This window comes from Chitinophaga barathri (assembly GCF_003807585.1).
Lineage (GTDB): Bacteria > Bacteroidota > Bacteroidia > Chitinophagales > Chitinophagaceae > Chitinophaga > Chitinophaga barathri.
In genome coordinates this window covers 232,041-245,204 of the sequence record NZ_RMBX01000011.1, presented here as the reverse complement: position 1 = coordinate 245,204, position 13,164 = coordinate 232,041, and the positions used below count along the sequence as shown (strand labels likewise).

The window sequence follows — 13,164 nt, the reverse complement described above, 5'->3', positions numbered from 1 at the left end:
ACATGCAAAGACTGACCATCATGCTGACAGCGGCACTATTTGTTGCTTTCACCGCATGTAAAAAAGAATACGAACAATACCATCATACGCACATCATATCGTTTACCATCGCGGACGTGAACGGCAGTCCCGTAAAAGCCCTGACGGACAGCGGCCGCATCTCCATCAGCTGGCTGCACGCATGGCCGCTGCCGGATTCCGTCACGCCGGAGATCGTATTGCCCGAAGGCGCCGTCATAACACCTGCATCAGGTACAAAAGTGCCGCTGAAGGAAGGTTTTATCTACACCATCACCGCGGCGGACGGCACTAAACAAACCTGGAAACTGAAGCTGGACATCCGGCAGGCCGAGCCCGTCATGACCATCCAGCCCGGTACCGTCGTGCGTACGGGCAGCGTGTTCACCATCAGCGGGAATAATTTTGTGGAAGACCTGGCACAGACCAGCCTCTTCCTCGTGGATAAAAACGGCGCGGACACCATCCGGCTGCCCGTCACCGCGCTGACGTTCCAGTCCGTATCCGTAACCATCCCTGCTACCGTGGATACCGGCAGTTATTACATCAAAATGATCAGCGGCATCAAAACGGCCTATTCCGCTTCCGTGAAAGTGATGTATCCCCTGCCGGTGATCACCTGGAGCACCGGCACGACCTACAAACGCGGTGAAACGGTAACCCTGAAAGGCACGGGCCTGCGGAACATTACCGGCGTCGGGCTGGGCAGTACGGCGATTGAAGGGCCTTTCCATGCGCTGGAAGTAATATCGCACAAGATAGATGAGATCACGCTGAAGATCCCGGCGGACTTCCCCCAGGCGCCGTATTTTATGTATATACAATACCAAAGCGCGGCAACGGGAACCAGTACTTCTTATGTTTTTGTGAGGATTGCGGATTGATGGGGTTTTCGTAATATCATTAAACAAAAAACAGGGGCGGTTGCTCCTGTTTTTTTTATCCTTTAGCATAAAATGGTGAATAGGGTATTTCTCAATGTCGGATACTTCAGGCAACACATCTTCGTTCCCGCCTCGAATTACTCTAATTAGAATATTTTCTTTAAAATAACCTAATCCTGCATCCTATCCTGATAGTGCCAACGATCCAGCAAAGCCGATGAAAACTTTTGAATATTTACTATAAAAGTTTGGTCCAATGCGATGTGTAATCTATATTAACTATGTAAAATTTAAACCCTCTACCCAATGCCATTTTTGTTAGAAGTATCCATTAACGAAGAAAAAACCACTTTAGCAGGTTTCCAGGAAGGGTTCCATGTCTTAACCGCAATGATAGACGTTATGAACGGCCCGGCAGTAGGCGAATCGGTCGCTATCAATGTCAGCGGGAAGCGCCGGGACGCTTCCGAAAGATTAAAGTGGCTTTCAGAAAATCTTAAGATTGGTGATGAAATTCAGATAAAAGTATTAAAGGATGGGTTAATCAGCGAACCAAAGGAGATAAAAAAACTTTAAATTATTCCAGATGTCATTCCTGTTAGAAATATCAATCAATGAAGAAAAACCTATTGTTGCAGGGTTCCTGGAAGGATTTCACGGTGTATCAATGGTGGTGACCGCCCTCAATCATCCGGTGATGGGCGAATCCGTAGGCATCAATGTTGGCGGACAGCTCTATAATGGAACTGAAAACTTAAGATGGCTTGAACAGAAACTAAAAGCGGGCGATAAGATCCGGATAAAAGTTATTGAAAATGTACCTCTCAGCGAACCAGAAGCAATTATTAAACTGCCTGTTCCCGACTCGAATCAACAGGGATGACTGATATACCCACAAACCCTATCTAAGCACGCTTAACCACATCCACCAAAAACCCCGCGAGATTAACCCCCGCCATAAACGTCCCCATCCCCAGCAAATACGCCACACCGGCAATCAAATAACTCATCCACTTCCTTCCCCCTAAAAACTGGCCGATAGCCCATACGCAATAAATAAGCGAAACGGCCGCGGTCACACCCGACAGGTGCATCCCCGTCAGCCCCTCCACCAGGGTGAACACGGCGAAGATGAGCATACCCGTCCCCATCACGAAACACAGCATGATCAGTATCTCAAAGAAATTGTACCCGCTTTTCCAGCCGAATAATCTCAGCCAAAGGGCGATAAAGATCCCCATAATGATGTTCGCATAACCATAATGGCCCGCCATCCAGGACTTAATGGCCAGCGTAGCGGAATGCCCCTGCCCGCCAGCGGCGGCATGGCCTGCGCCGGTATGAAAAAAATGAGCGACGGCCGTATACAGCAAAGATGTGATAATGAGAAAAATGACCGGCTTCACCAGCCTGCTCCTGTTTTCCGTGAGAAATGCCCGGATATTCTGCCCCGGCCGCAGCAACAGCGCCCTGACCGTATACAGGATACCCTTTTCAAAGTGCAGGATATGCTGGATCTCATGGACGATATAATGCCCGTCCACCCTTTTCAAAACAGCCGGCGTGCCGCAATGGACACAATAATTTCCACCTGCGGCCTGCTGGCAATTCCTGCAATTCATACCTTGGCGCGGGATTTTAACTCAGTTTTTATAGCCTTCAGCTTCGCCACCAGGGGTAAAAAGGTGGCGGGTAATACCAGGAGCGGTACAAAATGGATAAACTTCGCCTTCAGCATGATCAGCACGCCGGCCAGTATTAATCCCACTACAACAAAGGCTATTAACACATTTTGAAATTTTGCCTGGTCTTTGCCCAGCTTTTCGGTGCTTTCTTTTGACAGATCCATAGATAAAAGGTATTTCCACAAAAATTAGAACAAATTATTTGTAAAACCCTACACCCGGGTGTAAATTTATATCCCCTTACATGCTACAATGAAAAAAGAATCCCTTTCAGGCCTGCTCACAAAGAACAAATTAGGAGAAATCCCGGAGACAGACCGGCAAGACCAGCATTACCTGGAAGTAGTAAAGGCATTTGCCCGGCTGACCTACGAAAGCGTCTACCTGATCGATTATACGAATATGTCTTTTGAGTACGTCTCGGAAAACCCGCTGTTCCTGTGCGGCCATTCCGCTGAAGCAGTACTGCAAATGGGCTATGATTTTTACCTCCGGCACGTTCCGGAACAGGACCTGGAGCTGCTGGCGCTCATCAACGAAGCAGGGTTTGATTTTTATGCCAATCTGCCTGAAGAAGAAAAAAAACTGTACAGCATCACCTACGACTTCCACCTGGCCGACAAAGACGGTAAACAACTCCTTATCAATCACAAACTGACACCGCTTTTCCTCACCCGGGACGGCAGGATGTGGAAATCCATGTGTATCGTATCCCTCTCCCACCACCAGGCAGCCGGCAATGCCCGTATCTACAAACAGGGCTCCGGCGAAATATGGGAGCTGCCCCCCGGGAAAAGAACATGGCATAAGTCAGCAAAACCCGTACTCACCGAAAGGGAAATAGAAGTCCTGCGCCTGCACGCACAAGGGTTCTCCATTCAACAGATCGCGGAAAAGATCTTTGTTGCGCCCGACACCGTTAAATATTACCGGCGGCGGATATTCGAGCGGCTGGAGGTAAACAATATCATGGATGCGTTGTCTCACGCGGTGAACAGTAAACTTATTTAAGGATAATATGAGCTGCTTGCAGCGGTCATTTAAAATCAAATAACATGGAATTATTAAGCAAATTCGAGATCGAAGGATTGTCTCCGTTGCATCACGGGTATCCCGCATGGCCGGGAGGCGGGCCCTGGCTGCATCTTTACAGGTCCGGCGCATCCTGGACGGTACTTACCAGCGGCTTGTCCGACGGGAATGAATATCCATACGAATTGTTCCTGGATTCTGCAGATGAAATTGAACCGGATGATTTCGGCAGCAGCTGGCAGGCCAATCTCATATATGAGACCGGCCGGATCATTCCGAATGTTCCCGGCCTTAAAGAGCGGCTGGAGGAAAATAAATTCCTCACCCTCCAGGTGCATATGGATGGCGCTCCGGACGAATGGTCGTTACCGCATGAAGATGGTAATATCGGGTTATTCCTGACCCCGGACGATAGTTCCGTAAGCGCTCTTCTGCCAAACGGGAAAGCATTGAATGTAAAACTGATGCGCCCGGAAGAACTGGTCTTTTGCCTGGAAAACGGCATGGAAGGAAGATTGCAGCTGGCCGGGCATTACAAAGCTCAGGGCGGCGCCTTAACTTCCGGTATGGACCGCGAAAGTGTGGTATAACACAAAAAGCAGTAGCTCAATATAAACAGGAGAGGCGTATCAATACAAATGATACGCCTCTCCTGTTTATGCTGAAACAATCGTAATCCACTCGTCTCTTACCAACCCGGGTTCTGCCCCAGTGCGGGGTTCCTGGTCTTTACAGCCTCAGGAATAGGATACAGGTATTTGGCATCGATCCACTGGCGTGCCCCGGCGTTCCACATCACTTCACCTGACGTGCCGTTTGACAGCTGTATGCGTCCCACCGCGGTGGAAGGGCTTACATCCACAAAAGCGATAGTGGGTGTGGTGGAAGGCGGTTTGGCGCCCTGGTAGAAACATACATCCTTGATGCCGTCCTCATTCAGGTCATACTCGCCCAGCGCGGGTACATACATCCCGTTCATAGGAGCGGTCTGGAACAGGCCGCCGAGCTTCCAGCGCCTCAGATCGTCCGGGCGGAGGCCTTCAAAGATCAGCTCCACACCTCTTTCACGAAGCACTTCCAGCAATACGGCATTGGTGAATTTACCGGCAAAGAAATTGATCATATAAGGATCTGCCACGGTAGGCAGGGTCGTAAGCGTGGGGCCTGTGATGCCGGCTCTCTCGCGCAGCGCGCCGATGGTAGCGGTCCAGTCCGCGGGGGTCATTTTGTTCTGCTCAGCAAGGGCTTCCGCTTTGTTCAGCAGCACTTCCGCCCAGCGCATGATGATATGGGCATTGTCGTTGCGGCTTTCATCATCGAAGGGGAACCGCTCGTCATAACACCATTTGATGGGCTGGTACCCGGTGTAAGTCTGGCTGAAATTCGGCGGTGCAACAACGGGGAGGCCGTTTTCTGTCCTGCGGTAATCGCCCAGGCGGATCGTCTGTTTAAGGCGGAGGTCACGGTTCTTTACCTCGTCCACGAACGGTGTGGTCTGGTACCCGGCATTGCTGGTAAAAGGCGTACCGTCCAGGTTGAGATAAGTATTGACAAAGCGGCGCGTCAGGCTGGGGCGGTTGCCGTAGGTGGGACTGATGAACCTGCGGTTCGCCGAGCTGAACACCTGGAGGTTGCTGCTCAGGGCCACGGAAAGGATCGTCTCATCCGTGAAGGCGGATTTTGCAATGAACAGTTCCCGGTATCCCCTGTCAGGCGCGGCGCCCCTGTGCAGTACATAACCTTTTATATTGTTCGCTTCCGCGATCACTTCATCGTACCAGGCAGCAGCGGTAGCCTGCTTTTCGTAGTCCGTATGATATTTACGGAACGAGGCTTCAAACAGGCAGATCCTTGTTTTGTAAGCGCGGGCAACGTTTTTGGTGATGCGCGTGCAGCTCGGGTCATTGGTCAGCGTGATGTTCTCGATCGCATAGTTCAGGTCCGCCAGCACTTTGTCCATCACTTCAAACCGGTCGTTGCGCGCCGCATACAGCGTGGCGTCATCGGTTATATCGATCGTTTTTTCGATCCAGGGCACGTCACCAAACCGCTTTACTTTTTCAAAATAAAACAGGGCGCGGAAGAAGTGTGCTAAACCCAGGTAATGCCCTTTGGTCGCTACGGTGCTCTTCTCTGCGTTTTCAATAAAGTAGTTGATGTTCCGGAGGTCCGTCCATACCCAGCCGGTGCTGGTGATGGGTGAAAGGGCGTTCGGCGCCAGGTAGTTGTCCACCCCGTTGCGCGCCACCAGGTCGGAGTTATCGTCATCCTGGAATACGCCTACGTCCGGGTTCGGAAGGAGGTCGTAGAATGAGTTCGAATATAGTTCCAGGCCGCTTTCGGACCCGAATACAGCTTCGTTGGTAGCAGTATCTACCGGCGCCTCATCCAGGCTGCAGGAGCTGGCGGAGAGCAGCAGCGCCAGCGCCAGTGTGTAATTGAATATTTTTCCTTTGTTCATGATTTAAAAATTGAGGGTCAAACCAATTGATACCGCTTTCAGCATAGGATAGTTATAACCGTCCCCGCTGGTGCCACCGCTCAGGTCCCTGTCGGAGCCATAAATGTTGGTCACGTCCGTATCGCGCGTGTACTTGTACATGGGCGACCAGGTCCAGAGGTTCTCACCGGAGATATAAACTTTCATATCGCGGGCATGTATTTTGGATACGAGGCGCTGCGGAAGCGTATACCCTATCTGTATATTTCTCAGCCTGATATAGGCCGCATTCTGCAGGTAACGGTCATTGGCCACCTGTAACGCACGGCCGGCGCCCTGGGCTACATAACCCACCAGGCGGGGCAGGTAGGCGTCAAAATTGCCCAGCTCCTCGCGGAACATATTATCCTCCTGCCAACGCGGGTATGCGTTGTACGGGCGGTTATACATCCCCCAGAAACGTGCTTCGGATGAAGGGTACCAATCCTGTTTCATTACACCCTGGAAGAATGTAGACAGGAAGATCCCGTTCCAGTCGCCGGAAAGGTTCAGCCCGTAAGTATAACGCGGCTCGGAATTGCCGATAATGGTTTTGTCGCCGGAGTTGCCCACGCGGTTCAGGCCGTGGAAGATCACGTTGTCACCATCCAGGTTCCTGAACTTGAGATCGCCCACATAGTTCTTACGGGTGTTCGTGTTGGGAACATTGGACTGTGAAGGCGATTTGGCAATTTCATCGGCTGATCTGAACAGGCCTTCTACCCTGTATCCCCAGATCTCACCTACACGCTGGCCTTCGTAGAAGTCGGTCAGGTCTTTGTCCGGGTTGTTGTATTTGGTGATGATCGCCCTTGAATCGGCTAAGGTGAACCGTACGCCATAGTGGAAGGGTTTGGACGCCATGGAGAACTGGTCGGACCAGTTCACAGACAGTTCCCAGCCGGTGGTTTCCAGGTCCGCATAGTTGCCAAAAGGTACTTTGGTACCAAATACTTCCGGTACGGTGGGGCCTTTGGTGAACATGTCTTTCGTCCAGCGGCGGTACACGTCGCCTACAAATGTCAGGCGGTTGTTCAGGCTGGAGAAGTCCAGGCCCACGTTCGCCGTGGTGGAAGTTTCCCAGGTGAGCCCGTCAGGCAGCACGGTAGGCTGTTTGGTGGTTTGCGGCCGGATGCCGTTGATAACACGGCCGGACTGCACAATATCGAATCTTTCATAAAAGGAATACGGATCGATGTTACCATTGCCCAGCGAACCATATGAAGCCCTCAGTTTTACATTGGACAATACTTTGGGGCTCATCGTCCAAAACGATTCTTCAGACACCCTCCACCCTGCGGATACCGAGGGGAAAAACGCCCATTGCTGGCTGGTCGGGAACTTGGAAGAACCGTCGTAACGCCCGTTCACTTCCAGCAGGTAACGTTCGCGGAAGTTGTAGTTGATACGGCCAAAACCGCCCGCGATCGCCCATTTCTGGTTACCGCCGGTGGTGGTAATGCTCTGGCCCAGGGCCAGGTTGATATCATCCGCGTCAGCATACACAATACCGTTCCGCTGCGTGGTCAGGTTGCTGTAAGCAGACTGTTCGTAGTTAAAACCAGCCAGGAAGGTAAAGTTATGACCACCGTTAAAAGATTTTACATAATCCGCGTAAACGTTCGTAGCAAGGTAATTCGTGGTCCTTTTTCTCTCCTGCAGATCATTTGTATTCGTGCCGGTAGCACCCATTACGCCTTTGGCGCGGCTGTAGGGCACCTGCACACGGTTCTGCTGCGAACCGATGTCATTGCTCTGGAAGGTCAGGTCCGCGCGCACGGTCAGTTTATTATCGAAAAACTGCGACCTGGCGCTGATCTTGTTTTTAAGAAAACGCTGGGTGTTGTCCACACCATTCCGGCCGATGTAGTAATCGCCTACCGTATAGGCAGCGGAAAACGACAGCGTGCCGTCCGGGTTCAATAACGGCGCCAGCGGATGGCCTTCATCGGCAATGTTCCGGTATATCCCGCTGCCTTCGCCTACGTTCAGCGGCTGGTGATATTTTTGGATGGAGTATTCTGTGTTGTTGTCAATCGTGAGCCAGGGCGTTACCTGTATACTTCCTTTCGCGCGAAGATTGTACATGTTATAGGTGTCGCTGTTGTAGCGGAACAAACCATCCTGGCCATTGTACCGGCCGCTCAGGTAAAAAGTAGCTTTGTCGCTGCCACCGGACACGGACAGGTTATGGTCCTGCGCGCCGAAATTCTTTTTATACAACTCATCGTACCAGTCGGTGCTGTAGAAGTATTGATATTCACCACCGGGGGTCACTTCCACCCTGGGCAGCGAAGGATCTTCCCATCTTCTTTTGATCTCCGCGAGGTAAGCGGGAGTAAAGGTAATGGTCTTGTTGATGGCCGTGGGTGTGCTGCCGTTGTCGTTCCACCTGGACCAGGCGTCGCTGAATGCCTTTGCCCATGGGTAGGAATCGGTAATGTTGTCCGGTACTTCAGTGGGTGACTTGATAGCGTAGTTAGCTGAATAGGAAATGTTTGTTTTTCCCGCCCTGGCTACCTTCGTCGTGATAAGCACTACGCCAAACGCCGCGCGGGCGCCGTAGATCGATGCCGATGCGGCGTCTTTCAACACAGAAATGCTCTCGATGTCGTTTGGGTTAAGCATCCGGGGATCGCCTTCCACACCGTCTATCAGCACCAGTGCGCTGCCACCCTGCCCGATGGAAGTAGTACCTCGGATGTTAAACGAAGGCGATTGCGTAGGCTTGCCATCCAGCATCTTCAGGTTCAGGTTGGGCACCACGCCTACAAGGCCTTGCGCCGTGTTGGTGATAGGCCGGTTCTTAAATACTTCCGGGCCTACCTGGTCCACCGCACCGGTAAGGTTTACTTTCTTTTGTGTACCGTAACCTACCACCACTATCTGGTTGAGCGATTTGGCATCGGTTACCAGCTGCACGTTGAGTGTGGCTGTTTTACCGGGTTTGATCTCCTGGCTGAGGAAACCGATGTAGGAAAACACCAGTACGGTGCTTTCATCGGGTATGTTCATGGCGAAATTCCCGGTGGCATCTGTGAGCGTGCCGGTCTGGGTGCCTTTTATCACGACGCTTACACCCGGTAAACCTTCACCGGTAGCGCCATTGGTCACCCTGCCGGTCACCCGCTGATCGGCTGATGATACCGTGGCAGTCGCGGGCGGCAGCTTAAACGCAGCATTCGCCCGGCCTGTTCCGCTCCCCAAAAGGAGCAATGCCATGCAGGCCAATGTTATTTTTCTGAGATGCATAGAATAGATTTAGATGATGAGCAGAATATGTGACGAGAACAGTTATACTGGTAGATGATGGAAAGAGTTTACATAGAAAAGCCATTCGCCGGAAGCCTTGCTGCCAGCGATTATAATGATGTTACCTGAATTGCTACCTCATGTCAGCGGGGCAAAATTGGTCAAATTCAATTAAAAGTTCATTCATGAGAGAAGCAATTAACAAATTCATAATCTTGTCAAGAACCGGCATATATGGAATGTGCGGTACAGAAAAGTGGAACACTAATGGCGAGCTTTAGGCATTATCATACTTCTTCTTTTCCGATTTAGATCTTTTCAAAGAAACAGCATTAAAAAAGTGCTCTTATTTGCGATTCTTATTCATACAAATAGTCGTAGTCTGCCTGGGCACCGCTGGCGCAAAAACCCGTCATTGCGAGGAACAGCAGCGCTAAAGTGGGTGGGGCAATCCCGTCATTGCGAGGAGCAGCAGCGCTAAAGTGGGTGGGGCGACGAAGCAATCTCCTGCATCGGATGGATGTACGCCAGGATCTGGAGATTGCTTCGTCGCGGCTCCTGCACAAATCCCCGCTGCTCCTCGCAATGACGACCGTTTTACTACGACGCCCTAAATAAAGTCACCGCCAGCTTGAGTTTCCATAAAGCATATTAATACTATCTGCTGAAGTGTTCCCGCAGTCTTTCTTACGCGTTTCACGCACAGTGTTCACTAAATAAAAAAGCCTCACCCTCGTGAAGCTCTTTATTCATACAGTTTCAAACGGAAGATGGTCATTCATTGATAATCTTAAATTCACTCCTCCTGTTCAACTGATGCGCCGCTGCGGAGCACCGTACACCATTGCTGCACTTGTTCACCAGCCTGGTTTCCCCATATCCTGTCGCACTTAAGCGGCTGGCATCAATACCATGCGATGTAAGATATTGCATCGCTGCCCTTGCACGGCGGTCAGACAGCCTCATATTATACCTGTCCGAACCCCTGGAATCCGTATGGGAAGTAATATCGAGATGCCATGTAGGATTTTCCTTCATTAAAACCACAATGTGGTCCAGTGGATTAATGGCGTCCTTCCGGATGTTCGACCGGTCAAAGTTGTAATAAATATTCTCTATGGCAACCGGAATTACCGGAACCAGGGGGATATCGTCAAGGTACAATGTCCTGTGAATAATAGTAGAGTCCTCCATGTACAACGTTGAAAAATTCTCCGTACCTGAACCTATAAGGCCTGTTTTAATTGCATTCAGGCTATAATCAGCAGCTGTATCAAGGATAAAGGTAAATTTCCCGTCCGCCCCGGTGGTAACGGCCACAGGCGTGCTTTTAGTATTATTATTTAATGTAACTGCCGCGCTGTTCACCGGCGCCCCGGTTTTTACATGAAGCACCTCTCCTTCCAGTATCAATATTGCGTTGAACTGGTACAGGTCATCGCTCCCCTTTCCCGACGGCCGGTTGGATGCAAAGTACCCATGATATCCTTTATTAAAAAAGGGTGAAAAATCGTCCTGTGAGCTATTAATCGGTGCCCCCACATTAATGACTTCCCAGCGGCCGTCCGCCTGGGGAAATGCTTTATAAATATCCAGCCCTCCCAAACCCACGCGGCCGTCACTGGCAAAATACAGGTTTCCCTGGCCGTCCATGTGCGGGGTGCGTTCATTACCCGGTGTATTAATATCGCCGCCCATATTTACCGGCTGCGACCACCCGGTATCGTTCAACCTTTTGCAGTAATAGATATCCGTTCCGCCCAAACCGTTTGCAGGAGCGTCTGATATCAAATAAAGCGTCTGACCGTCCGGTGAGATAAAGGGGTCTCCTACAGAATTATTAAGTATATCATTATAAGGGAACCTTACAGGCTGGCCCCATTTGTTCTTTTCAGCATCCCACCTGGCGTGGAACATTTCGATGTTGATTTCATAATCAGGCTCCTTGCCAAGAAACTTCGCTTTCTTTTTTATATACCTTGTACCACAAAAAAACATCTCCTTTCCGTCTGCTGTAAAACTCGCACCCGCTGTATGATAATACCCATGTACCAGGGCTGTATCCAGCATAGCAATGCTGGTGCTGTCTGTGTTCCGGGAGGAATAAAGATGCTGGTAACCGGCGCCTGTCCAACCGTAAGTGGCCGACCGGATATTCGAATTGCGGAAAAAGGGTTGCCTTTGTTTTAAAGCCGTAGGCCTGTTTGAAGTAAAAATAATCTGATCCGATTGTTTCACAGGCGCCCAATCGGCGTTTGCCGAATTGAGCTGGTAAAGATTCCCCAGATCGCCCCGCCGGGGACGGTTTATCCAATTCGCTGCGGAATCGCAGCTGCTGATCAAAGTAGAAACCAGCGCCGTATTGGATGTTATCTTAGCAGTATCCAATTTTACAAGCCATGACTTTGCCTCCGCATATTTTGCGTTTCTGACCAGCACCTCCGCATAATTAAATTCATCCTGCGCGGTATGGTCCGGCAGGGTAACGAGTGTGGCATACCAGGTTTCAGCGGCGGCAAAATCCAGCTGTTTATAGTGAGCCTCCGCCAATCCTCTCGCCGCTTCCGCTGTTTTCTTTTTTTTGTATGCCCTTTCGTATAAGGGAATAGCTTTGGCATAATTGTACAGGTTGCTTTGCTCTTTCGCTTCTCCCAGTGCATACTGGGCACGGGCGCCAAGAAACAATAGCGGGAAAATAAAGATCATTCCGGCGATAAAAATATGCTTTGGCCTTACCATTATGCACCGTATTTTAGAATAATGACACATCTGTTTTTTTGTCTGCTGTTTGCGTTAAAAGTATCTTGGTGACAACATTTTGGCTTTTGGATTGATAAAGAAATAACTGATGGACAGTTCATTGGTCGGGTATCCGCTCATTCCGACCACATTGGTGGTGTACTCATACGCATACCCGATCCGTAACTTCTGCCCTATAAAAACCTCGGCCATCCCTACAAAAGCGCCCGCTTTCCTCAGATCGTCCTGTATCAGCGGTTTATTCAATACGGCCGTTCTATAACCGCCACCCACCCATATTATCTTATTTATCAGTACAAAAGCATTGATATCAAGACTGGTCGGGCCTGCGAAATCTTCCTTTACCAGGAGCGTGGGCTTCAGCTGTATGGCTTCAGAAAGCGGGATCAATGCGCCTACCGTGGCATACAGGTGTATTTTCCGTTCCGTAAAAATATTCTCCGGGTCTTTGCCCCCGGTATATGCCGATGCGATAAGGTTATCGGCGGAAAGCCCGGCAAAGAATGTGTTCGTACTGTAATACACGCCTATCCTTGCGTCGGGGGTAAATTTTGTCCTCAGCGAATTATACAGGAGATCGTCGTCACTCACAGGTTCGGTAGGATCATAGTCACTTACTTTTATCCTGTTCTGAATGACGCCTGCGCTGACGCCGATAGCGAACGTTTTGCCGCTTTCCGCATCCTGTATGGGAATACGGAAAGCATAACTCGCATACATCGAGGAAGTGCCCTGCAAGCCGATTTCATCGTTTGCGATATTGAGTCCGAGGCCATAACGTTTTTCCCTTGCCACTCCATCTACCGCAAGCGATATGGATTTTGGCGCACCGGGAAACCCCGCCCATTGGTTTCGGTAGAATGCATTGATGTTCCACACTTCCCTGTAGCCGGCATAAGCCGGGTTGATATACAGGCCACTGAAAATATACTGGCTAAATTGCGCATCCTGCTGGGCCCTCGCAGATGTAAAGGCTGTAAAACAAACCAACAGCGTCATCAATTTCTTTGTCATAGCTTGTATTTATTCATTGTCAACAAATAGTACAACACCG

11 protein-coding genes are annotated in these 13,164 nt (G+C 50.3%); 5 read left to right on the top strand and 6 right to left on the bottom strand.

Translation table 11 applies throughout. From position 1 onward, the window contains the following. Positions 1 to 2: 2 nt before the first annotated feature. The 3 genes from EG028_RS20150 to EG028_RS20140 all read left to right on the top strand — a co-directional run bounded on the left by EG028_RS20150 (position 3) and on the right by EG028_RS20140 (position 1,785). Positions 3 to 902, top strand: coding sequence for a hypothetical protein (locus EG028_RS20150; RefSeq protein ID WP_123864732.1), 900 nt, complete (start codon positions 3 to 5; stop codon positions 900 to 902). A gap of 306 nt (positions 903 to 1,208) precedes the next feature. Next, positions 1,209 to 1,478, top strand: coding sequence for a hypothetical protein (locus EG028_RS20145; protein ID WP_120518126.1), 270 nt, complete (start codon positions 1,209 to 1,211; stop codon positions 1,476 to 1,478). 10 nt (positions 1,479 to 1,488) lie between these two features. After that, entirely contained in the window at positions 1,489 to 1,785 is a 297-nt protein-coding gene (locus tag EG028_RS20140) for a hypothetical protein (protein WP_120518125.1), read from the top strand. A 22-nt stretch (positions 1,786 to 1,807) separates the two neighbouring features. Here EG028_RS20140 and EG028_RS20135 read toward each other — a convergent pair whose 3' ends face one another. Together EG028_RS20135 and EG028_RS20130 are read right to left on the bottom strand one after the other, a co-directional pair. Then, positions 1,808 to 2,524, bottom strand: coding sequence for a DUF3667 domain-containing protein (locus EG028_RS20135; protein ID WP_120518124.1), 717 nt, complete (start codon positions 2,522 to 2,524; stop codon positions 1,808 to 1,810). Next, complete coding sequence (locus EG028_RS20130; RefSeq protein WP_120518123.1) at positions 2,521 to 2,751, bottom strand: hypothetical protein; 231 nt, start codon at positions 2,749 to 2,751, stop codon at positions 2,521 to 2,523. Before EG028_RS20130 ends, EG028_RS20135 begins: the two co-directional genes overlap by 4 nt. An 88-nt stretch (positions 2,752 to 2,839) precedes the next feature. Here EG028_RS20130 and EG028_RS20125 point away from each other — a divergent pair, with 88 nt between their 5' ends. After that, a complete protein-coding gene (locus EG028_RS20125; RefSeq protein WP_120518122.1) occupies positions 2,840 to 3,598 on the top strand; it encodes a helix-turn-helix transcriptional regulator in 759 nt (252 codons plus the stop codon). Between the two features lie 44 nt (positions 3,599 to 3,642). Continuing rightward, entirely contained in the window at positions 3,643 to 4,209 is a 567-nt protein-coding gene (locus EG028_RS20120; protein WP_123864731.1) for a hypothetical protein, read from the top strand. Between the two features lie 98 nt (positions 4,210 to 4,307). On the opposite strand, the gene EG028_RS20115 is transcribed toward EG028_RS20120, so the two are convergent. The 4 genes from EG028_RS20115 to EG028_RS20100 form a co-directional block, all read right to left on the bottom strand. Then, on the bottom strand, positions 4,308 to 6,080 hold the full coding sequence (locus EG028_RS20115) for a RagB/SusD family nutrient uptake outer membrane protein (protein ID WP_120518120.1): 1,773 nt from the start codon (positions 6,078 to 6,080) through the stop codon (positions 4,308 to 4,310). A 3-nt stretch (positions 6,081 to 6,083) separates the two neighbouring features. Beyond that, positions 6,084 to 9,350 (bottom strand): SusC/RagA family TonB-linked outer membrane protein, encoded by a 3,267-nt coding sequence (locus tag EG028_RS20110; RefSeq protein ID WP_120518119.1) that lies wholly within the window; start codon positions 9,348 to 9,350, stop codon positions 6,084 to 6,086. A gap of 774 nt (positions 9,351 to 10,124) precedes the next feature. Then, positions 10,125 to 12,089, bottom strand: coding sequence for an OmpA family protein (locus EG028_RS20105; protein ID WP_162946583.1), 1,965 nt, complete (start codon positions 12,087 to 12,089; stop codon positions 10,125 to 10,127). 54 nt (positions 12,090 to 12,143) lie between these two features. Next, positions 12,144 to 13,124, bottom strand: coding sequence for a PorP/SprF family type IX secretion system membrane protein (locus tag EG028_RS20100; RefSeq protein ID WP_120518117.1), 981 nt, complete (start codon positions 13,122 to 13,124; stop codon positions 12,144 to 12,146). Between the last annotated feature and the right edge of the window lie 40 nt (positions 13,125 to 13,164).

What these genes read in the sequence shown, in the direction of transcription:
- EG028_RS20130 (WP_120518123.1), bottom strand. Translation starts at nt 2,751, where the DNA reads ATGGATCTGTCAAAAGAAAGCACCGAAAAGCTGGGCAAAGACCAGGCA.
- EG028_RS20140 (WP_120518125.1), top strand. Translation starts at nt 1,489, where the DNA reads ATGTCATTCCTGTTAGAAATATCAATCAATGAAGAAAAACCTATTGTT.
- EG028_RS20150 (WP_123864732.1), top strand. Translation starts at nt 3, where the DNA reads ATGCAAAGACTGACCATCATGCTGACAGCGGCACTATTTGTTGCTTTC.
- EG028_RS20115 (WP_120518120.1), bottom strand. Translation starts at nt 6,080, where the DNA reads ATGAACAAAGGAAAAATATTCAATTACACACTGGCGCTGGCGCTGCTG.
- EG028_RS20125 (WP_120518122.1), top strand. Translation starts at nt 2,840, where the DNA reads ATGAAAAAAGAATCCCTTTCAGGCCTGCTCACAAAGAACAAATTAGGA.
- EG028_RS20145 (WP_120518126.1), top strand. Translation starts at nt 1,209, where the DNA reads ATGCCATTTTTGTTAGAAGTATCCATTAACGAAGAAAAAACCACTTTA.
- EG028_RS20110 (WP_120518119.1), bottom strand. Translation starts at nt 9,350, where the DNA reads ATGCATCTCAGAAAAATAACATTGGCCTGCATGGCATTGCTCCTTTTG.
- EG028_RS20100 (WP_120518117.1), bottom strand. Translation starts at nt 13,124, where the DNA reads ATGACAAAGAAATTGATGACGCTGTTGGTTTGTTTTACAGCCTTTACA.
- EG028_RS20135 (WP_120518124.1), bottom strand. Translation starts at nt 2,524, where the DNA reads ATGAATTGCAGGAATTGCCAGCAGGCCGCAGGTGGAAATTATTGTGTC.
- EG028_RS20120 (WP_123864731.1), top strand. Translation starts at nt 3,643, where the DNA reads ATGGAATTATTAAGCAAATTCGAGATCGAAGGATTGTCTCCGTTGCAT.
- EG028_RS20105 (WP_162946583.1), bottom strand. Translation starts at nt 12,089, where the DNA reads ATGGTAAGGCCAAAGCATATTTTTATCGCCGGAATGATCTTTATTTTC.